20 protein-coding genes are annotated in these 22818 nt (G+C 39.4%); 6 read left to right on the forward strand and 14 right to left on the reverse strand.

Annotated elements, in window-relative coordinates:
• Positions 1-29 precede the first annotated feature (29 nt).
• The 6 genes from AAZR93_RS15650 to AAZR93_RS15675 all read left to right on the forward strand — a co-directional run bounded on the left by AAZR93_RS15650 (position 30) and on the right by AAZR93_RS15675 (position 8218).
• A complete protein-coding gene (locus AAZR93_RS15650) occupies positions 30-953 on the forward strand; it encodes a DUF2877 domain-containing protein (protein ID WP_434720340.1) in 924 nt (307 codons plus the stop codon).
• On the forward strand, positions 943-2493 hold the full coding sequence (fdrA, locus tag AAZR93_RS15655; protein ID WP_434720341.1) for an acyl-CoA synthetase FdrA: 1551 nt from the start codon (positions 943-945) through the stop codon (positions 2491-2493). Before AAZR93_RS15650 ends, fdrA begins: the two co-directional genes overlap by 11 nt.
• Complete coding sequence (locus AAZR93_RS15660; RefSeq protein ID WP_434720342.1) at positions 2493-3908, forward strand: oxamate carbamoyltransferase subunit AllG family protein; 1416 nt, start codon at positions 2493-2495, stop codon at positions 3906-3908. Before fdrA ends, AAZR93_RS15660 begins: the two co-directional genes overlap by 1 nt.
• Before the next feature lie 270 nt (positions 3909-4178).
• A complete protein-coding gene (locus AAZR93_RS15665; protein ID WP_434720343.1) occupies positions 4179-5732 on the forward strand; it encodes a xanthine permease in 1554 nt (517 codons plus the stop codon).
• Positions 5733-5804: 72 nt separating this feature from the next.
• Positions 5805-6755: a carbamate kinase family protein gene (locus AAZR93_RS15670; protein ID WP_434720344.1), complete on the forward strand. Its 951-nt coding sequence runs from the start codon at positions 5805-5807 to the stop codon at positions 6753-6755.
• A gap of 71 nt (positions 6756-6826) precedes the next feature.
• A complete protein-coding gene (locus AAZR93_RS15675; protein WP_434720345.1) occupies positions 6827-8218 on the forward strand; it encodes an amidohydrolase family protein in 1392 nt (463 codons plus the stop codon).
• Positions 8219-8276: 58 nt separating this feature from the next.
• Here AAZR93_RS15675 and AAZR93_RS15680 read toward each other — a convergent pair whose 3' ends face one another.
• The 14 genes from AAZR93_RS15680 to sctN all read right to left on the reverse strand — a co-directional run bounded on the left by AAZR93_RS15680 (position 8277) and on the right by sctN (position 22812).
• Positions 8277-8540 (reverse strand): acyl carrier protein, encoded by a 264-nt coding sequence (locus tag AAZR93_RS15680; RefSeq protein WP_434720346.1) that lies wholly within the window; start codon positions 8538-8540, stop codon positions 8277-8279.
• A 4-nt stretch (positions 8541-8544) separates the two neighbouring features.
• Positions 8545-10488 carry a hypothetical protein gene (locus tag AAZR93_RS15685; RefSeq protein WP_434720347.1) on the reverse strand — a complete coding sequence of 648 codons (1944 nt, stop codon included), beginning with the start codon at positions 10486-10488 and terminating at the stop codon, positions 8545-8547.
• 74 nt (positions 10489-10562) lie between these two features.
• On the reverse strand, positions 10563-11795 hold the full coding sequence (locus AAZR93_RS15690) for a hypothetical protein (protein WP_434720348.1): 1233 nt from the start codon (positions 11793-11795) through the stop codon (positions 10563-10565).
• A gap of 3 nt (positions 11796-11798) precedes the next feature.
• Entirely contained in the window at positions 11799-13133 is a 1335-nt protein-coding gene (locus AAZR93_RS15695) for a type III secretion target, IpaC/SipC family protein (RefSeq protein WP_434720349.1), read from the reverse strand.
• 20 nt (positions 13134-13153) lie between these two features.
• Positions 13154-15205, reverse strand: a complete 2052-nt coding sequence (gene sctE, locus AAZR93_RS15700; RefSeq protein WP_434720350.1) for a type III secretion system translocon subunit SctE — start codon at positions 15203-15205, stop codon at positions 13154-13156.
• Between the two features lie 29 nt (positions 15206-15234).
• On the reverse strand, positions 15235-15735 hold the full coding sequence (gene sicA / locus AAZR93_RS15705; protein WP_434720351.1) for a type III secretion system translocator chaperone SicA: 501 nt from the start codon (positions 15733-15735) through the stop codon (positions 15235-15237).
• Positions 15736-15852: 117 nt separating this feature from the next.
• Positions 15853-16947, reverse strand: coding sequence for an EscU/YscU/HrcU family type III secretion system export apparatus switch protein (locus AAZR93_RS15710; RefSeq protein WP_434720352.1), 1095 nt, complete (start codon positions 16945-16947; stop codon positions 15853-15855).
• 21 nt (positions 16948-16968) lie between these two features.
• Positions 16969-17763 carry a type III secretion system export apparatus subunit SctT gene (sctT, locus tag AAZR93_RS15715; RefSeq protein ID WP_294107053.1) on the reverse strand — a complete coding sequence of 265 codons (795 nt, stop codon included), beginning with the start codon at positions 17761-17763 and terminating at the stop codon, positions 16969-16971.
• A complete protein-coding gene (gene sctS / locus AAZR93_RS15720; RefSeq protein WP_336430653.1) occupies positions 17760-18032 on the reverse strand; it encodes a type III secretion system export apparatus subunit SctS in 273 nt (90 codons plus the stop codon). The genes sctT and sctS overlap by 4 nt, the downstream gene beginning before the upstream one ends.
• Positions 18033-18045: 13 nt before the next feature.
• Positions 18046-18702 carry an EscR/YscR/HrcR family type III secretion system export apparatus protein gene (locus AAZR93_RS15725; RefSeq protein ID WP_434720428.1) on the reverse strand — a complete coding sequence of 219 codons (657 nt, stop codon included), beginning with the start codon at positions 18700-18702 and terminating at the stop codon, positions 18046-18048.
• A 10-nt stretch (positions 18703-18712) separates the two neighbouring features.
• On the reverse strand, positions 18713-19642 hold the full coding sequence (locus AAZR93_RS15730) for a FliM/FliN family flagellar motor switch protein (RefSeq protein WP_434720353.1): 930 nt from the start codon (positions 19640-19642) through the stop codon (positions 18713-18715).
• Between the two features lie 2 nt (positions 19643-19644).
• Entirely contained in the window at positions 19645-21093 is a 1449-nt protein-coding gene (locus AAZR93_RS15735) for a SpaN/EivJ family type III secretion system needle length determinant (protein WP_434720354.1), read from the reverse strand.
• On the reverse strand, positions 21065-21520 hold the full coding sequence (locus AAZR93_RS15740) for a hypothetical protein (protein ID WP_336430649.1): 456 nt from the start codon (positions 21518-21520) through the stop codon (positions 21065-21067). Before AAZR93_RS15740 ends, AAZR93_RS15735 begins: the two co-directional genes overlap by 29 nt.
• Entirely contained in the window at positions 21520-22812 is a 1293-nt protein-coding gene (sctN, locus tag AAZR93_RS15745) for a type III secretion system ATPase SctN (protein WP_434720355.1), read from the reverse strand. Before sctN ends, AAZR93_RS15740 begins: the two co-directional genes overlap by 1 nt.
• Positions 22813-22818: the final 6 nt, after the last annotated feature.

The raw sequence follows: 22818 nt of genomic DNA on the forward strand, positions 1-22818 counted from the left end.
ACTCGAGACATACGCTGATAAGGAGACTTGTGAATAACGCCACATCTCATCGGCAAATATTATACGGGCTAACGGCTGATATTCATTTTTTAAATCTTCTCAATCAGCCGCAGCTTTCAGGCAAAGTAGAACAAGTCTTTAATAAAGCCATTAATGTTTCTATTGATAATCATCTTTTTACTTTGCTAAGTACTCAATTAGATAATGCACCAAATAGTTGTCGATTATTAAATAACGATTTTTCTCTTTTAAACATTAAGAATGAGGACAATTTTTATTTGTTAAATAATGAAATATGCATTGGTGAACATTATTCATTGTCTTTTTCATTATGTAAATTATGGCAACAACCGGTTATTAATTTTATTTATGAGAAAATAAACCAGAGAAATTATCAGTCATTTTTATTAAAGCAAATAAATAGATTAGATTTAATTTTAAGTGAAGCTCGAAGCTCTCTATTTAATTATCAAGGCGATAATTTATTTTATGTAGCATCCACAGAAAAATTAAATCAATTACGTAGCAATTTAATTAGTTTACTCAAGGCAAAACAACGCCATGGTTTGGCTAATGTCATTAGCCAGTTTGTTGGATTAGGTATCGGGCTTACGCCGTCTGGAGATGATTATCTCGTTGGGTTAATGGCATTTTTGCTCTTAGAAAAACATCCTGCTCGTACATTTTATCCTGAATTTCATCAGGGAATCATGCAAAGCAATGAAAGAACAACACCCATTAGCGCCATTACCCTAGAAAAAGCCCTAAACCATGAATATCGCGAAAATATGCATCAATTAATTCAATCATTAGTTGATGCGAACGAAACAAATATTTATTCACAGTTTTTAGACATTTTAAATATCGGGTCCAGTTCAGGCAGCGACATGCTATTTGGCATTCGAGATGCTTTGTATCTCACTCATTATTTCGGAGAAAGCTATGTCAACTAAAGTTGTCATAAAAAAGAATACCTATTTTGATTCTGTATCACTGATGTCCATTTCCACTAAAGCAAATCAACTTCCTAATGTTGAGCAAGCATTTGTGGCAATGGCAACAGAGATGAATAAAGGCGTCTTAAGAAATTTAGGCTTATTAACCACTGAGTTAGAAGAAGCCAAAAATGGCGATTTAATGATTGTCATTAAAGGTTCAAGCGATGAAGCCAACGAAGAGATCTTAATTGGCATTGAAGATTTATTTAATAAAAAGAATCAAGGCGGCGGTTCTCACGAAGCTAAATACGCCACCCTCAATTCAGCCAAAACACATATCCCTGATAGTAATTTAGCGATTATTTCAGTTAATGGTCAATTTGCCGCCCGTGAAGCGCGTATTGCTTTAGAAAATGACCTCAATGTGATGTTATTTTCTGACAACGTATCCATTGAAGACGAATTAGCGTTAAAAACAATGGCAAGCAGTAAAGGACTCTTAATGATGGGGCCTGACTGTGGCACGGCTATCATCAACGGTACTGCACTGTGCTTTGGTAACAGTGTGCGCCGCGGCAACATTGGTATTATCGGTGCCTCTGGTACCGGCAGCCAAGAACTCAGCGTACGCATTCATGAATTCGGTGCAGGTGTTTCACAACTCATTGGTACCGGTGGGCGCGACCTAAGCGAAAAAATTGGCGGCATTATGATGATCGATGCCCTCAAGATGTTAGATGCCGATGAAGAAACTCAAGTTATTGCCTTAATTTCTAAGCCACCAGCACCCGCCGTAGCGAAGAAAGTATTAGAGCAGGCAGAAAAATGTCATAAACCTGTAGTAGTGTGCTTCCTAGGCAGCCAACCGTTGCCAGAAGACAAACCAGGTCTTACATTTGCAAAGAGCACCAAAGAAGCTGCGCTGAAAACAGTGTTACTCGCGGGTCTCAAAAAAGAAGATTTAAACTTACATTCACTCAACTGGCCATTAATTGAAGAAGTCCGCACCAAATTAACCGCTGAACAAAAATATATCCGCGGTCTATTTTGTGGTGGCACTCTGTGCGATGAAGCGATGTTTGCTGCCCTCGAAAAATATGATGACGTCTACAGCAATATTCAACCAAACCTTGAGTATCGCCTAAAAGATGTCAATAAAAGTATCGCTCACACCTTCCTAGATTTTGGGGATGATGATTTTACCAACGGTAAACCACACCCAATGATCGACCCAACCAACCGTATTGGTCGTTTATTACAAGAAGCTCGTGATCCTGAAGTTGGTGTCATCATGATGGACTTTGTCTTGGGCTTTGGTTCTCACGAAGATCCTGTCGGCGTTATGATTGATGCAATCAAAGAAGCGAAAAATATTGCTAAACAAGATGGCCGTGAACTGATTATTTTAGGTTATGTACTGGGTACTGACCAAGATACACCAGCAATGGATGCACAAGTCAAAATGCTGACAGATGCCGACGTGATTTGGGCAAGCAGCAGCACCAATACCGGTTTATTAGGACGCGAGTTTGTCTGGAAAGGAGAGAAAGCATAATGACTTCATTATTTAAGCAACCATTAAATGTGATTAACGTTGGCATCGAAATGTTCAGCGACGACCTGAAAAAGCAGCATATTCCAGTCACTCACTTAAGCTGGACGCCACCAGGTCAAGGTAATATCGAGGTTATTCGCGCATTAGATAAAATCGAAAGCAATGCATCGCTACAAGAGAAAATTGCTGCCGCTAACGCCCAAGCTCTTGAGCGCATTATTCAATCCCAGCCGGTCCTTATCGGTTATGACCAAGCAATTAACGTCGTTCCGGGAATGACTAAAAATACTATTTTACACGCCGGCCCTCCGGTCGCTTGGAAAGATATGTGTGGCGCGATGAAAGGCGCAGTAACGGGTGCATTAGTTTTTGAAGGCTTAGCCAAAGATTTAGTTGATGCCGAACGTGTTGCCGCATCAGATGAGATTATTTTCTCTCCTTGTCACGAACATGACTGCGTGGGCTCCATGGCTGGTGTGACATCAGCATCAATGTTCATGCATATTGTCGAAAACAAAACTTACGGTAACCGTGCGTTTACCAACCTTAGTGAGCAGATGGCAAAAATTCTGCGCATGGGTGCTAACGATCAAAGCGTTATTGACCGTTTAAATTGGATGCGTGATGTATTAGGCCCAATGCTGCGCGATGCAATGACATTCGTTGGTGAAATTGACCTGCGTTTAATGTTGGCTCAAGCCCTGCATATGGGCGATGAGTGCCATAACCGTAACAATGCGGGCACCACACTATTAATCCAAGCACTGACAACCGGCATTATCCAAACTAATTTCTCAGTTGCCCAGCAAAAAGAAGTGTTTGATTTCGTGGCTAGCAGTGATTATTTCTCAGGCCCAACTTGGATGGCAATGTGTAAAGCCTCTATGGATGCAGCTCACGGTATCGAATACAGCACAGTCGTCACCACTATGGCACGTAATGGTTATGAGTTTGGTCTACGTATCAGTGGCTTACCAGGACATTGGTTTATTGGCCCATCTCAACAAGTTATCGGCCCAATGTTTGCCGGTTATAAGCCAGAAGATTCAGGCTTAGATATCGGTGATTCTGCAATCACCGAAACCTATGGTATTGGTGGATTTGCGATGGCAACCGCACCTGCCATTGTGGCACTTGTCGGTGGAACTGTTGATGAAGCCGTTGATTTTTCTCGCCAAATGCGTGAAATCACTTTAGGTGAAAACCCGAACGTTACTATTCCATTGCTTGGCTTTATGGGCATTCCAACTGCAATTGATATCACCAAAGTGGCTGCCAGCGGCATCCTTCCGGTCATCAATACAGCAATTGCTCATAAAGATGCCGGTATTGGCATGATTGGTGCGGGTATTGTTCATCCTCCGTTTGAGTGTTTTGAACAAGCAATGCTAGCTTACGCCCAGAAATACGCTTAGTTTCCAGTAATAAAAAATAACGCCCGACTAAAGTCGGGTAATAAAAATAAAACGACAAATACCCTGAGTATTTAGCTACACAGATAAACTGCAACTTTGAGTATCATGATATGCACCTCTATAGGTGTATACCCTAAATAATTTGAGTTGCAGCAAGGCGGCAAGCGAAGATATCCCAAGGAACATACACAAGTATGTGACTTGGGTAGCTAAGAGCAGCCAACACAGCTGTGGCTCAAAGTATGACGGGTATACAGGGGAATACTTAAAATGAGTATACTAAAGATCAAATGGAAACGCGGGGACTTAGCAGCCTACTTCGGGCTAATGACCAACAACCTCACCAACCTACTCACCATGATGGGCTTGCTCGTTTTTGTCGTAGGCATCCCAACTGAAATTGTTTATGGACGTATTGCACCAGCGTTCGGTTTTACCGTTTTACTTGCCAGTATCAGTTATGCTTACTTCGGTCAGCAAATGATCAAGCAAACAGGTCGTAACGATGTCACAGCTTTACCGTCAGGGCCAAGCGCGCCATCAATCTTTACCGTGACTTTCTTAGTCATCATGCCTGTATATCAAACAACACAAAATGCAGAGTTTGCCATTCAAATCGCTCTCGTTTGGTGTTTTGTTGAGGCGATGATTTTAGTTGGTGGTTCATTCCTCGGTGAAGCTATCCGTAAGATGATCCCACGTACCGTACTGTTATCTTGTCTGTCTGGACTTGGATTACTGTTATTGGCGATGAACCCAATGTTGCAAGCGTTCGAAGCGCCAACGGTTTCATTCATTGTTTTACTGTTAATCTTCATTAACTGGTTCGGTAAAAAACCTATTTTCGCTCGCATTCCAACGGGTTTATTACTGTTAATTGCGGGTACTGCACTTGCGTGGATCTCCGGTTTACAGAGCCCTGAAGCGATTAAAACCTCAATGGCGTCTTTTGGTTTCAACCCACCAGGCATCCACATTGATAGCTTCTTCCAAGGTTTGCCACATGCTTTACCTTATTTAGCGTCTGCGGTGCCATTAGGACTTGCGAACTACATTTTTGACCTTGAAAATATCGAAAGTGCGCATGCGGCTGGTGATGAATATAATACCCGTAAAGTTATGTTGGCAAACGGTTTATCATCAACAGTGGGTTGTTTTATGGGTAACCCATTCCCAGTAACCGTTTACGTAGGTCACGCTGGCTGGAAAGCCATGGGTGCAAGTGTTGGTTACACGCTAGCATCTGGTATCACGATGTTTATCGTACCGCTGTTTGGTTTAGGCGCATTCATGCTAGCCATCATTCCAATGACGGCAATTGTTCCAATACTGGTCTTCATCGGTGTGGTTACCGCCAACCAAGTGGTGAGGGAAACACCGAAAATAGAAGTGCCGGTTATCTTTATCTGTCTGTTCCCGTGGATTGCTAACTGGGCACTGACGATGGTTAATAGTGTAATGGGTGCGGCAGGCACATCAGCAAACGCCATAGGTATTGAAACACTATTGCACAAAGGCGTTTACTACCAAGGTCTTGTTCACTTAGGTAATGGTGCACCATTGGCTAGTATGTTGTGGGGCTGTATTGCTATCTTTGCTATCCTCAATCAACCATTGCGTGGTGCGATTGCAGCAGCTGTCGGTGCGATACTGGTATTCTTCGGTATCATCCATTCACCAGCAGTTGGCATTGCGACAGGCCCAACCTTGATGTTTGTGTACGCTTACCTCATGATGGCAGCTTTGTTTGTTATCAAACATTTTATGGATAGCCGTCAGTCAGTCGAAGAACAACAAGCTGAAAAAGTCAGCAAATCCGCATAACGAACCCAACCTCTGAGCGTCGGTGAGTCAAAACCACCGGCTCTCAAAAACATTATCTCAGGATACATCACAATGAAAGAACTCGTGGTTGTTGCCATCGGGGGCAACAGTATTATTAAAGATAACAACAGCCAGTCTATCGAAGCTCAAGAAAAGGCCGTACAAGAAGTCGCACACCATATTAGCGATATGCTTGAAGGCAATTACAACATTGTTCTGACCCATGGAAATGGTCCTCAAGTCGGGCTTGATTTGCGTCGTGCAGAAATTGCACATACCGTTGAAGGGTTACCATTAACCCCATTAGCCAATTGCGTGGCAGATACCCAAGGCGGTATTGGTTATTTAGTCCAGCAAGCACTGACGAATGCACTAACACAGCGTCATAACCGCCAAGCGGTTACCGTTATCACACAAGTGGAAGTTGATAAAAACGATCCTAATTTTAGTGCGCCAACTAAACCGATTGGGGCATTTTTCACACAACAGCAAGCCGAAGAGTTAAAACTAGCCAATCCAGATTGGCATTTTATTGAAGATTCTGGCCGTGGTTATCGTCGTGTAGTGGCGTCTCCGGAACCCAAACATGTTGTTGAATCAAAAGCCATTCGGACTCTCACTGAAAACGATTTTGTTGTCGTTGCCGCTGGCGGTGGTGGTATTCCGGTTATCAGCAATGGTAATGGCGGATACAAAAGTATTGATGCGGTGATTGATAAAGACCTCTCCACCACATTACTGGCAAAAGAGCTGCATGCCGATATCTTGATTATCACCACGGGTGTTGAAAAAGTGTGTATTCACTTTGGAAAACCGGAACAAAAAGCGCTCGGCGAAACCAGCACAACAGATATGCAACGCTATATGGAAGAAGGCCATTTCCCGGCGGGCAGCATGTTACCTAAAATTGAAGCCAGTCTGTCATTTATTGCCAATGGCGGTAAACGCGTCATCATCACCACACCTGAAAAACTCACCGAAGCATTACGTGGCGAAACCGGAACGCACATAATTCAAGGTTAGAAGATCCCCAACTTCACACTCGCTGAAACCTTCATCAGTGTGAAGTTTTATAATATTAATAAGGAGTTTCTATGAAAGCAGATTTCCCATCAGGCAGAAGAGAGTTCCTTTCAACAAGTGCGAAAGTCGCGGCCGCTTGTACCTTATTTGGTGCAATGTCAGGAATGGCTTCGGCACAAACTCATCAGCCCTTACAACGTAGTGGTATTTCAAGTATTACTGATAAACATTATTACCTTGATGACGCCTTACTTGAGACGGGCTTTAACTATCGTGATTCAACAGTTACTGGCACTAAGACTGCACTTCATACCCTTGAAATCAACGAGGGCAAAATAGCCGCCGTTTTAGCTAACAAACAGCATCCTAATAATGCACTAAATGCCTACAGTGCTCAGGGTAAGTTAATACTGCCCGCATTTCGTGACATGCATATCCACCTTGATAAGACCTTTTACGGCGGCCCTTGGCAAGCACCAGAGTCCCGCGAAGGCAAAACGATTATGGATATGATAGCCCTTGAGCAAAAAATGTTGCCGGATCTTCAACCCTATACAAAAGAACGCGCTAATGCGCTGATCAACTTGATCCAATCCAAAGGATCAACAATTGCCCGTAGCCATTGCAATATTGAACCAGTTTCAGGTTTAAAAAATTTAGAGGTTTTACAGCAAGTCTTAGCTGATCGTCAGCAAGACTTAACCTGCGAAATAGTTGCCTTTCCACAACATGGATTATTGCTATCAAAATCAGAGCCTTTAATGCGTGAAGCCATGCAAGCAGGCGCCCATTACGTCGGAGGTTTAGACCCCACAAATGTGGATGGCGCAATGGAAAAATCCCTCGATACGATGTTCCAAATTGCACTGGATTACAATAAAGGGGTTGATATTCATCTACATGAAACCAGTCCCGCTGGACTTGCTGCAATTGAATATATGATTAAAACTGTTGATGAAAATCGCAGTTTACGTGGCAAAGTCACCATCAGCCACGCATTTGCCTTAGCCATGCTCAATCCAGAACAAGCTGAGAAAATAGCAAAACAGCTTGCGGAACAACAAATCACCATTGCATCAACAGTGCCTATCGGTACGCTACATATGCCGTTAAAAACGCTCAATCAAAATGGGGTATTTGTGATGACCGGAACTGACAGTGTGGTGGATCATTGGTCACCGTTTGGATTAGGCGATATGTTAGAAAAAGCTAATTTATATGCTCAGCTTTATACTCGTCCCGATGAACTGTCATTATCGCGCTCTTTAGCTATTGCCACAGGAAATGTATTGCCGCTCGATGATAAAGGTCAGCAAGTTTGGCCGACTAAAGGTGATGATGCGAGCTTTGTGTTAGTCGATGCATCCTGTTCTGCTGAGGCAGTTGCACGCATTTCGCCAAGACAAGCAAGTTTCCATAAAGGGGTTCTTGCCTCCGGAACAGTACAAAAACAAACAAGTTAAACTTAGATGATTAAAAATGAGGTCAGAACTTAATTAAATCCTGACCTCATAATCAAACCTATTTCTTTGGCTCAAAAACCGTTGAAAGGTAATCGGCAATATCCTGTAAACGGTACCATTGCATCCATATATGATCACTGATCGATTTTTCCGTATACTGCTCAATAGCGGTAATTAATTCCAGCATCTCCAAAGAATCAATGTGTAAATCTCTTATCAGCGCTGAGTCCATAGTAAAAGGCTTCGTGATCCCCGAATAAGTGCGAATTTCCTTAATTTGGTTTTCAACCCATTGTTGCTGAACTATATTCTGTACAGTCATCTGATCAACCTTTCGCAAAATGGGTGGCATTATCGTTATACATTTCTTTTTCAACTTGGTTGCGAGTTAGCGCGCCCATTTCTGTTAACGTTACGGGTTTACTTGATTTTTTATCCGCTAACTGCCAGCTTTTTTTCGCCTTACCTGCCGCTTCATCGGCAACATCTACTGATTTAAAACGGTTACCAAACACATTGGCATTATTTGGAATCCCCATTTTCTCGGTACCTGATGCAATAGGCCCATTAGCATAGCGGTCTTTTTCTGCTTGATTACGTGTCAACGCACCTTGAGTAGTTAAAGTAACAGGCTGTGTTTCAGATACTACTGGTTGCCAACTTTTTTTCGTCTTCCCTGTTGTTTCATCAACAACCTCTACTGATTTAAAACGGGTACCAAACGTATTGGTATTATTAGGAATTCCCATTCCTTCCGTACTTGATGCTATTGGTCCACCAACATAGCGCTCTTTTTCTGCTTGATTACGGGTTAACGCTCCACGCCCCGATAATGTAACACTCTTTGCTTCTGGTGCTTTAGTCTGCCAAGTTTTCTTCGTTTTACCCGTCACTTTATCAGTCGTTTCAACAGCTTCAAAACGCCCCGTTAACACCGTTGATTTAGGGAAAAAGGCGCTATTATCGAAATTAAGCTTAGAGTCAACAGGTTTTGATGACATGTGGCTAACTTCTGCGGATGGAACTCGTGCACTATCTAAAATGCTTTGGTGCAATTCTTTTACCGAAGAAATCGTATTTTCCCATGCTTTTCCAGTTGATACTGCTACTCGCTCATTATTGACTTGAGGAATTTCTAACGTGCTTTTAAACCGAGGCATGCTGGGCTTATTTTCATCCTCTTCAATACTATTTTTTTGTACTGATTCAGGTATATGGCTATCGACTTTTCTATTTTCAGACTGGCTCGTTTTTATTCCTTCGTTATTCACTGCGACCAATTCTTTTGCCATAAAATAATTATTAGTAACGTAATTATTCACGGTTGATTTAGAAGACGCAGGAGCTGGATCATTAGGCGCAATAACAGGATCCGAGCCACCATCAACCATATCCTCAGGTTTGGCTTTTTTCACAGAATTTGTTGCTACAGGATTTTCAGTATTGCTCTCCGTATTTATAGAAACACTTAACTGCCCCATAATTTCGATTTGTTGTTCCAGCACCGAAAATATATTATGCAGCTGTAAGAGTCTATCAACTGATTTATCAACTTTATGTCCTATCAGCTGGTTTTTCGCTTCTATGATTAACTCTTTTTTCGTTTCCTGAAGAGAACCAACAAATAGTTTATCTGTCGGTAATGCTTCGATGGTTTTTTCAGATAAATAAGGCATTAATTTTTCTTTAATTGCAGGTTGAACATATTTATCTATAAAACGCTGAATTAACCCATCAATATTGTTTTTACCCAATACATTATCAAAAAGCGCTACTTCAAAGGCTTTTTGAGATGATTTAAGTACCTGCTTAAAATTTTTATCATTATCGCCGCTATTTACTTGCTCAATAAGCTTTGCCGCGCAGGCTAATACCTTTGAACCCTTAATTTCCTCATGAGTCAATAATGTTAAACTAATTAGTGCATTTTCAGGTTGATACTGTAATTTTTGTCCTTGGAGATTTCCACCATGCCCTAAATTCATAGTTTTGATTATCATATCCAAGCTTATATCTGGGTATTTTTCATTTAATAACGACTTAATTATATTAGCCTGTAACTTCTGGTTACTCAGATGCAATTCTTCACTTTTACCTGAAATATTAAATGTTTTATCAATATTCTGTTTATTGGCCGAAAAATGCGTTTCCTGACTTGAATTATTAACTGAATTTAAATTACCCAAAAATGATTTTGTTTGATCACTTTTTTTAGATAAAGATAATATATTATTTACAGTTGGTGTCGTGATACTTTTATTTATGATCATCCCCCCTCCTTATTTATTAATATAGAGTAAAAATTCTAAAACTTTTTTCTACGGAGAAAATTAATACTCAATTATTACATATTGACGTAGCTATTATTATATTGCTGTAAATCTTTATATAATTGGATAAGTAACTGGATTAAGGTTCCAAAGTGGCTATTATCTTGTCTAAAAGTTTCTAATAAACGAGATTGTGAGCTATTAATGGCACCTTTTTGGCTATCAACGATTGATTGTAGACTTTGAAATTCTTGGGGTGAAATATCACTTCCTTCATCACCCCATTTAAGGGAAGAGTGGTTCAATGCATAGAAAATTTCCTTAACTGGCTTTAAATCAGGAAATATACGTAACGCTCCATTCATTCGCTTAACAATAAATCCTTGTCCCTGTAGTTTTTTTTCCCAGAAAGCATACTCTTGCTCAGTGCCTTTTATTTCCATTAGCGGCTTAGCATTATCAAAATCAGGTTTCCATTTTCCAAAGTACTCGCCAATACTTATACCTTCTTTAACAACCTTGAACCCTTTTAGATCTTCTATCTCCTTTTCCAGTGCACTAATTTCTTTCTCTAATTTTTTAATATTTCCGGAAATAGAGCTAAAAATCGAGCCCAATAATCCTCCAGTCTTATCATTAATCTTCTCCTTGGCTAATTTTTTCTCTTTATCATTTAGTTTTCCTTTTAGTTCGGCGATTTTATCCTTATTTACAATACTGAGATCTAGTTTTTGCGTTGACCTTTCGGCCAAACTTGTGCCTGAATATTTCGAAACAATTTCATCCATATCCTCTAGTGTGGCTTCTAATCTTATATTGATTTTGCCATCTTCCCCCGCTTTCATATAACGCGATAACTTGCTAGCCATCGTATTCATATCTTGCATATATTGCATCGATGCTTTAACTAACTCACCGTATTTTTGCTGGTAATCCGTATATATATTGTCAATGACTTCACTTATTCCTGCAATATGAGGTCGACCATCAGCAACTCCTCTTTTGGCGGCTAATCCTCTCACCTCTTCGTAGTTATCATTAACACTCTTATACTTGTACGCCTGCATTTTTGATTTGAGTTGTATATTTTCCAGCGAGTTATTCATTGGTTGTGGTTGAACGTTTTCCTCTGGAATTCGATACCCCATTTGCTGAAATGCATCAAATGCCTTCTGATAAGGATCAAGTGCATTATTAAAGATAACCTCCCCTTTAAAGGGGAAGTCTGTTTGTTCAACATTAATAGGAATTGATAATAATTGATTATTATTCAATTTATTATAATTAATCGAGGCCGAAATATTCATTCCCTAACCCCTGACTAGACTTTGCATCGTTCTTAAGCCATTTTCGCGAATTTCACGTAAATGCTCTTGCATTTGTTTGGCAAGGTCTTGGCTCTTATCGATTTGTTTATCTTTATCACCCGAAACTGACCGTGCAATATCCGCTACTGATTGCTCAATTGTTTTATCAGCTTCTGCCGACTTCACATTGACTTGATTTGACGCTGTTGCCAACTGACCCGCATTATCTGACATTCGAGAAGCTTGCTCAGCGACTGCCATTTGCACACGAGATTTATTCATGACTTGGTCGTGCTTCTCATGTTGTGACATGCCTAAATCTTTTGTACGTTTGCCTGCCTCGTCAATTCTTTGACTCGCAAGATTCTTTTGATTTTGCGTAGCTTGATTACTCAACGTCACAGTTGAACCATCTTTTCCCGTCAAACTCAACACATTCGGCTTCGTTGCATCGCTCCCTACTTTTCCATTTAACCCAGATAACTTACCAGCACCGCTGAGATTTTGATTTCCTGGTACCAAGTTACTTTTAATCGATTGATGTTGCTGACGTAGCCCTCTTGCTTGGAAAGCACTCCCCGCGGCAGTAATCGCTAGGGAAGTAAAAAAGCCCATCATCGCCCCTTTAAAGGTTTCTTTACCCTCACGAATAGTTGAATCCGCGGAAGCTTGTACCATTTTGGCATTTAATTGTAGAAAATCCGCACTAATACGGCGATCTGAAATATTAATTTCCTTCATCACGTTACGGATAATTTTCGATAACTCCACCATCAAATCGTTACTAATAATGCCAATAAAAGTACCGTTTTTTACGCTATCAATAGGCTTTTGACCTTTTTTTGCCTCATTCCCTTCAATATTTATCTCTGATGAGCCCTTGAAGAAACTGCTTGCAATAAGTACCTGAATGGCTTGAGACATCTGCTTTAAATCAGCTTCATCCGGTAACTGTGCGTCACCAATCAACTGCTCAATAGGGCTTTTTTCTTCTGTTAACACCTTAACAATTGCCTGTTGGATATTTTCTGGTGTCAGCATTCGAAATGCATGTAGATCATCCAATGTGGTTAGTTTATCTGAGTCAGTTAAGGCGCTAAAATCTACTAAACTTTGAGCATCCTGAATTAAAAATTGAGACATTTTTAATGATGGCTTATCCATGGTCATCTCAGACTCTAATGCCATGGTATGCACATCCATTAATTGCACGCCTTGAGGCAACTGAGTCAGAGCTGCTTTCCCATTACTGTTAACTGTAGAAGAAACTTCCCCAAAACTAACAGACTTAGGAAATAAAACTGGCTTACTTAATTCTGATTGAATATTAAAACTCATTTGATAAATTCCTATATTTGCTATGCAAAGCGGGCTGTTTTCAGCATATTGGCTTTAGCTTGACCTGATTGATTTAATGACGTGAGCATTCCACTGAACATTTCTTCTAATTGTTCATAAGTTTGCGACATAGACTTCAATAAATTTTTTAATAACTCATCCAAGACTTGAATGGTTTCCATATTAAGCATCATGCCAGCAAATATTTCTTTCATATCACGAATTTGGCCTGCTGCATGTAAATTCAGTCCCCCCGAGATTGCCGTATTCGCAACCGTCAATACCGCTCCGGTTCCTTTCATACCAACTTCAAGGCGAGCGGCTGCTACACTTTGTGTTTTAACCGAATTTATTGCTTTATCCGCCGTTTTGGTGGCATCAGTGATATTGTCAGCTTGGTCAGCAACCTTATCTGCCGCTTTCACAATGTCTTTCATGTCATCAGCTTTTTGCGCTACCTTCGTGGTAGTTTTTACCGCTTGCTGTAAATCATCAATGCTGTCGGCTAATTTGGTAAATTTAGTAAGTACCACCATATCATCAGCCGATTTCCCTACTTTCCCAGCCCCATTCGCAATATTTCCTAATGCATTCGTTAAGCTACTTGGCATCGACTTGATAATGCTTTTCAATAAGGTACCTGCATTTTTAGCAAGCATTTTTACTGCGTTAGTAGCAACATTGACGATATTTTTCACAAAAGATGACATCGATGCTAATGAGAGTGCTAAAAATGCAATTGCTGCCACAATCATTCCAACAATACTACCAATCTGCTTCGCTTTTTCTTCTGGTACACCAAAAGTGATGAGCATATCAGTAACTACACTTGAAATTTCAGTCGCCAACATCTGCATCAAACTACTTTGTCCGGTCTCTTCAAGAACAATATCGGCTACTGAAATGGCAATACCAATCGCTGCTACCGCAATCGCTAAAGGAGCGGCAGCGCCAAACGTGGCAACGGTTGCAATGACTGACACCGCTAACATCACATAGCTAAAAATTTTACTCGCACATGAAGCAGCCTTATTGGCTTCATCCGCTTTACGCTGAGCTTCTTCTGCTTCTTTAGCTTTAGCTTCGGAATCTTTTCGAGAGGCTTTACTAATTGTATTCATCACCTCTTCTTGCTCTTTCATATTGCGAATAGAGTCTTCGTTCATAGCTTTTTTTAGTGATGCGGTCAGCATCGTAAGTAAAGCCAGAGTGCTTTCCCATTTTTCGCCATCAATCTCAATAGGCTTTGAGCTTTCTGCAACAAATTGATTTAATGTTTCACGTTGGCTATCCGCGGTTTTTGCCAGTTCGGTGACTTGATTAGTCACTTTTTTATACTGATGCTCAAGTACTGTTATTTCTTTTTGGCAATTTGCTATATTCGCCTGGAGAGTACTACATTGTGTTTTAAGGGATAACTGCTGGGTATTAAGATAGTTAACATCAGCTTCTAGTTGATTTTTTTGTTGAGTCAACTGAGTAAATTGTGCTTTCTCATCAGATGTTGTCGGCGCCAAAAGTGTATTTAATTTAGCTTTAGTTTCCCCTAAAGCATTATTAAGTGTTTGCAGCTTCTGTTGATTAGCATCAGATTGCTTTATTAACGTGTCATATTCGCCATTTAAAAAATCTACGTTAGAATTTTTAACGTTCAGCTGGTTAGTGAGCTCATCAAACTCAATTTTTGTATTACTTAACGCATCCGTAGTCTGTGCAAAAGAATCCAGTAAATCATTACCTTTTTTACTACGAGACTCAGATTCTGCATTAAGCAATTTCAATGTGTCACGCAGCCCCTCAATCGTACTGTTATTCAGAATTTGACGTAATGAAACAAATGCCTCAACAACTGAAGCGCTCGCATTAAAGCCCATATTTGGCGTTGCTAGCGTTGGTGTACTTTTCGCTCTGAGGCGTTTCGTTTGCTCTGTTGAAACCATATCACTACAAGCTTCCTCACAGGCTAAGACCGCTTTTACACTGTCCTCTCCTAGCCCAATAGAGTTGCTTCCTTGTAGAAAAGTATGAGTTTTATCAATTCGTTCACTGTTAGGATTGGTAATATTAATCATATTATTCCTTTGTTTTATATTCGAGCCCTCTATTTAGGCTCAACCTTTTCTAAATTTTTTTCTAATGTCGTTAAATAAGCTTGTGACTTTTTTTGTAAATCCGTATCCGTACTACTTTCTAAAACACTTTCAAAGCAATGAATTGCCGCACTACTTTTTTTCATCATCAGATTACATTGCCCTGCATGAAAAAGTGGTCGGTAATCATTTTTAGCTAATACAAAAGCAAGCGCATATAATTCAGAGGCTTTCTCATAACGCTTCGTTAATTGATAGACAGCAGCTAGTCCCATCACATAATCTGTATTATAGAAATCATAAATACTTAAAAATCGAAAAAATGTTTCTGCTTCTTTTAATTTACCTTGCTGATAGAACTCATATGCATAAGCATAAATACCATCCATCGTGCTTTGTGGTATTCCATGTATATCTTTATAAGTTGCACCTTCCATTAATGCAGTTGTAATATCATCAAGCAATACTTCCATATCCGTACTTTGCAAATCTTCTGCTTTAGCGTTATTCATATACCCACCTTATTTTTACATGTGATACATGATGCAAACTTTATCTTTGCATCATAGTTAATTGATTTTTTATTTCTTTAAAAAAACGATTTAAACGATAAATGATTAATTTACACTTCAATAGTTCTGTGAATTAGAGTCATTTTTAATTAATGTATTCAATGCTTCATCCACATCTATTCCCATTTTCACTAATTCAACACGAACTAGCCAAGACACTATTTGCATAATATCTTGCAAACCATTTTCATCAATGAAGCTATCTTTCTTATATGTGCGCCAAACTTGCCTTGCCAGAATAATATCTCTAACCACAGGCACGCCTTGTTGTTCTGCATATTTAATTATCGCTCTTGCTTGTGTCCCTTTACTTTTTGAAAGTAAAAAAGGTAAAGGGGCTATATCAGGATCATAATAAATCAACATAGCGATATGTGTTGGATTAGCCATAACAAATGTTGAGTTACGCACGTTTGATTTAACCTCCTCAGATAATATTTCTTGGTGCATACCACGACGAGCACTCTTAATCTGAGGATCACCTTCATTATCTTTATATTCTTTTTTGACCTCTTGTTTTTCCATTTTTAAATTTTTAATATATAAAAAGAATTCCGCAAGGGCATCCACAAGGATGATAATTAATGCGACAGCAAGAAAAACAATAATAAAAGTAACGCAGAGATTAACCCATTGACTAATCATGCCATTGATCATAGTTCGATAAAGCATGAAAATATCTTTTCGCCAAACAATAAAAAAGACTAATGTTGATATAATAAAGACAATTAAATACAAAATGGCCTTAATTAATTCCTTTAAAGAATTAAGCGAAAATATTTTCTTAAACCCTGCAATTGGATTTAACTTTGTAAAATCCAGTTTAATTGCTTCACTGGCTAATCTAAAACGACTTTGCAATAAAGCAATAATAGTACCCGATAAAAAACAAGCAAATAGTACTGGCAACACAATATTTAAAAATATAGTAAAAAACTGCCAAATTAATGCATCAACTTTTATATCAGTAGGTGATAAAAATATTTTACGCATCAGTCCGCCAAGTTCATATAAACTGGAAACTCCATCAATAACAAATGCACTGACGACTAATACAATTGCAGCAACACTATCTTTACTCTTAAAACCTTGTCCTTTTTTAGCTGAGTCTTTAATTTTTTTATCGGTAGGCTTCTCTGTTTTTTCAGCCATAGCTATCTGTACTCGTGACAATTAAGAAGAAAGAAAAATATCATTCAGTGGCGAAATCGAAATCATATTAACTAATATATCCGGAACTTCATTATGGAAATAAAGTAAAAACACACAAAACGCGATTATTGATTTTATTGCTAATGATAATGAAAATGCATTTAATTGAGGGCAAAAACGAGAATATAACCCGAGAGCAACCTCAGTAATAAATAACGTCACTAATATTGGCGCTGTGAGTATCACGCCATTAACAACCATCTTATTTAACCATTCACCTAAAGGAAGGCTAGTAAATGACGTAAATCCCTGAGCAAAAGGTAATAACTGGTAACTTTGTGCAAATATATTGGCTAACTGATACATTCCATCCTGAGCCAAAAATACCATACATGTAATGTGACTTAATAACACAGCGAGTTCAGAGGCTTCTGTTCCACTTGCTGGGTCAATGATACTGCTGATAGTTTCACCGCGCTGCGTATCAATTAATTCACCAATAACATTGGCTATCATAAAGGGCAAAGCCAATATCAACGCTAATACTAGCCCAATAGCAATTTCATAAATAAATACTTCAACTAAACTGATTTCATCCCATTGAATTTCACGAGAAGAAAAAAAAGGCCATAAACCTAACGCAATATAGGCGACAACACAGTTTTTAATGATCCCACCATTAAGTAATTTATTACTCAAAAAAGGGAGTAAAAACATCACCGGAGCAATTCTTAACCAAGCTAGCGCTATTTTGATCAGTCCTTCTTGAAAAATAAAATAAAGTGATGACACTAGCGATAGCATTTCCTGATTCATCCGAATAACCCGATTGCAGGGATCGCAGCAGTCAACGTTTCTAAAGCAAAATTCATGACCTTATCGGATAGCCAGCCTGAGATCATAAAAAGTGAACCAAAGACAGCTAATAATTTTATGCCAAAAGGCAATGTTTGTTCTTGAAGCTGAGTGACCGTTTGTAATAACCCCACTAGTAGTCCTACCGCGGTAGCAACTATGACTGGTATTGCGGATAATACAACAATCAACAACATCGTTTTATTACTTAAATAAACTATCTGGTCCATGGTATTTTCCGCTTTAATGCTGCGCTAATTCAATATATTGCATAACTAAACCTTTAGAGATTAGCGACCAACCATCAATAGCAACAAACAGAATCAATTTAACTGGTATTGATATTGTTACGGGACTCATCATCATCATTCCGAGTGCTAATAAAATACTGGAAATAACTAAATCAATAACAACAAACGGTAAGTAAATATAAAAACCAATTTCAAAAGCCGATTTAATTTCGCTTAATGCATAGGCCGGTAATAAAGAGAATAATGTTGCTTCAGCCTCATCAGCACTTACTTCTGCTTCACTTCGGCCTTGTTGTATCGATTCAAAAAAAGTCACTAATTGAGGATCTGAGTATTTTTTTAAATACGCTTTATACCCACCCAAACCATTATCAACAAAGTTATCAATAGATTCGACATTGCTAAAATCGACACTTTCTTGGCGCATATGATTATTCACGTCTTGCAATACTGGCATCATCACAAAAATAGAAAGCAACAATGCAATACCGTTTAATACCATCGTTGAGGGAACCTGTTGAACCCCCATCGCGTTACGTACCATAATCAATACAATGGATATTTTTAAATAACAGGTTCCTGCCGCAATAATAAACGGCAGTAATGTCGAAAAAGCGATAATCGCTAATAATGGAATTCCATCTGGTATTGTTGGCATATTAAACTCTTTTATCACCCAAACTCACGATATGAGTTATTTCCAAACCGAGTTCGTCACTATCACCAATATAAATAAGCTCACCTTCTGCAATAAGTTGCTTGTTGGCATACACCTTAACTTCACGCTCTTTATTTTCACCAATAGAATAAATATAACCAGGTTGCATTTTTGAAAGCTCATCGACGGTAATATCGCTGCGCCCCAAAACAAACGTTAATTTGACGTTCATTTCGTTGACATCAAATGGACGAACGGCTTCTTGTATTTCATCGTCTTCAGAGTCGACAAATGTTTCTTCAACTTCTGGCACCATCAATTCTTCGATCATAAATAATCCTTCTTCTTGCTTTTGAAACTGGGCTAACAGCCGTCCTGTCACAGACATATTTAACTGTAATTGTTGAACACACAGCACATCGCGTAATTCTATTTTTTGCAAAAGTTTGACGCTGATATAGCTATATCCCAAGATCCAATCAGCTTGTAGTTTCAAATTGTTTACTAACTGATTGGTCGGTTTTATCTTTTCAAGGCCTTCAATTGGCTCTGGTAATAACACCTCGCCAAGGCTAGCTTCCTTCACAACTAACCAAGGTTGGTTGATGCGTTCATCATCAACTATCTCGACAGATTCACAACGGAATTGATGGGAGAAAAACGTACCCTTACTATATTCAGAAGTAAATAATTCACATAACTGGCTGATACTTAACAATTCCCAAGCATACTGAGTCAATTTAGGCCAGCGGTGATGACACCAGCTTTCAACTGCAACAAATACAGTGATTTTTTGCGTTTCACTCACCATTGATAATTGAAAATGACGCTGCCCACGTTTCGATTGTTTGATTTGTGTATTAAACGAGTAGCATTGCTGCCAAACTCTAATTTGTTTTTCACGCGCACTGATTCGACGAATATTCAACATGACTAATCTTCTTGTTGCTGCTGCTGTTGATCATGACGTTGCTGATTACGTTCATCTTCACGTCGAATATGCACGTTGCTTTCATGATTGAATAAATGCTTATTTTCATTCAGCGCTTGATGCACTTCTTGACTATACGTTGAGCCAAGAAATTCTCCTTTAGAGGCAAGTTCAAATGTCACTGATGGGCTAGCTTGCCAATTTTTAAAGGTATAAGTGAGGCTACGCGCTTCCGCCTTAGGCTCTTTTGCATCAAATACTGGATTAGACTCCATAGATTCAGGTGTTCTATGGACCATTGGGCTTGGTTGTTGAGCCTGAGTTGAGGTCTGCGGTCGCGCGACCATTTCACTAATAACGGATGTCACAATATGGTTTTGCAAATCCGTTTTTTCCGTCGAAATCTCTTGAAATAAAGTTGACGATTTTTGCTCTTCATTAACTAAAGAATTAATGCGGGCTCCTGTGGGTTCAAGCAGCGAATTATCAGACGAATGTGTACCTTTTTGTGGTGTTGTTAACGCTCTCGACTGTTCACTTTGGGCATCCGAAAAACTTACGTCAATACCCTGTTCACCTAACGGTTTGTTACCCAACTCATGGGCCTTCAATGGAAGGTCTGCTGTAAGAGGCATGTCTGTTACTAAAGGAACCGTGGTATTTTTAAACTCATTCAATGAGTTAGTATTCATCTGCCTCATTTGGCTCGATAAATTCATTCCCTTCTCTAACTGAATTTCCGGTTGTAACGCTATTTTCGATTCAACTTTTTTGGTAGACGGTAAAACCTTGGCTTGACCCCTTAGTGATTCTAACGTAGGAAAATCAGCTAGTTTCATTGGGTTAGATGGTAATAATGCAGCCAGTGGCTTCGTTGTATTTAACTCTACACCCGCATCCAATACGACCGTTTGCTCTTCGAACTGAGTACGATGATGGGTTGAGAGCTGATTTTTTATCGAAGGTACCACGTCCATTAAGACTAAATTAGCTATCATGCTGTTAACCAAAGGAATTTCATCCTCGATTACTAATTTATGCGCAACCTTTAGTTCAGTATTAACCGGTAACTCACCCTCAGTAGGTAAATCTTGGTTTATCGGTAACTCGCAACCATCAACCTCTAGCAACTTACTTTGCCCTACTGCTTTAGTATTAATATCCGTATAAGGACTGTCTTTTAGCGCTATAAATGCCTTCGGCATACCATTATTTTGCAGCACCTGAATAGGTAAATGGGCGACTGCTGGCGTAATATAATCTTCTATTTTTCTACTTTGCTTTTTATGACAAACAGATTCCGTCCTTTTTTTATTGGCGGCAGTTTCAACTATTTTCTTTATAAGATTTTTATGACTAAATGTGGAACTATCAAACTTTGATGATGTTGCATTCCCTTCCATTACCCGATGAACTATTTTTTCACTCGGGTTCGTTTTTATTACTGACATGTACGAATAACTCCTCAATTTCATTTTGTTGCTGAAGTTCTGATTTTAACCTTCGAGCAGTACGTTGTTGCTTAAGATAATTTCGGAATTTCTCGCACTTGTTCCGTAACATGAATGCACGCTTAGCAATTTGCGATTGCAATAATTTATGTTTTGATAATTCCAAGGTTATTGTTTCTATTTTGAACTCAAATTGAGCAATTTCAGCGAGTACTGCCGCTTTCAATCTTTGTCGTTCCCAAAATGCAATTCGATTTAATTCTTCTGATTTTTCATAAGAGGTAGTCTGAGTGGCCAAAATCGAAATACGTTGGCGAATATTGATGCATTGCTGTTGTAATTCCTTTATCAAGGCATTCAACTTAGACTGCTCTTGTAACGTTCTTTCAAGACGCCTTTGTGTCAATGCAAGCAACTTGTTAATCATTACGATGCCAAAATATTTAATTGATTTAGCATTTCATCAAAATGCATTGGCTCATCCATGGCTTGTTTTAAAAAACGTTCAATTCCGTCTTTATTATCCAACGCCCTATCATTTTCTTCACTTTCACCACGTTGATATTCACCTAACTCAAGATAAACTTGGATTTGCTCAAGCCTTGAAATCATGTCACGAAGATTAACGGCATAATTACGGTGATCGGATGTAGTGACTTTTTGGAAAACACGACTAATACTATGCAAAACATCAATAGCGGGATAATGCCCGCGGCCTGCAAGTTTATGGCTCAGATAAATATGCCCATCTAAAATAGAGCGAATTTCATCACCAATAGGATCGGCCTCTTCTTCACTTTCCAACAACACCGTATAAAAAGCCGTAATTGAACCGTGTTTTAAACGCCCAGGACGCTCTAGCAACATTGGCAATTGTTCAAAAACAGAAGCGGGGTAACCACGTCTGGCGGGTAATTCTCCGGTAGCTAACGCAACATCTCGCAACGCTCGCGCATAACGCGTCATCGAGTCAACATACAACAGAACATTGCGCCCACAATCGCGAAAATATTCAGCAATAGTGGTTGCCAATAGCGCCGCATTACAACGTTCAATCGGCGGACTATCAGAGGTAGCGTAGATCAAAATAGTCTGAGCCGCATGAGGGGATGCTTGTAGTTCTTCAATAAATTCAATTACTTCACGACCACGCTCACCAATCAAAGCTACCACATGGATATCTGCATGGGCATGATTAATAATCATGTTCATCAATGACGTTTTACCGCTACCAGCAGCAGCAAAAATACCAATACGCTGTCCTAAACCGCAGGTCAAAAGCCCATCAATGGCACGAACACCGGTTAACATTGGCTCAGAAACTGGGCGTCGTTGTATCACACTGACTGGTGGGCTATCGATACGCTGTAATTTTGTATTGAGTAACATGGTTTCAGGAACATCATCACTTAATGTGCCAACCTGCTCTCCGGCAGCATTGAAGATTTTACCAGCTAGGTGCTCCCCAACTTGAAATACAAATGGATAGCCACTCGGATGAATAACCACCTCTCGGGTTAAGCCTTGGGCGCGACCAATTAAGCTCAATACTGTTAGCCCTTCTTTAAAGCCGACAACCTGTGCTTTAGCAATAATTTCCGGTTGTGCAAGAGATTGCTCAATAAAGCAAATCTCACCAATAAAAACGCCCCTTAAAGGCGCTTCAATTAGGCATCCATGAATGCGCGCCGGATGCGCGCAAGAATCAAATAGCTTCATGATTAA

Origin of the sequence: Providencia sp. Je.9.19, assembly GCF_051129765.1 — a bacterium.
GTDB lineage: Bacteria > Pseudomonadota > Gammaproteobacteria > Enterobacterales > Enterobacteriaceae > Providencia.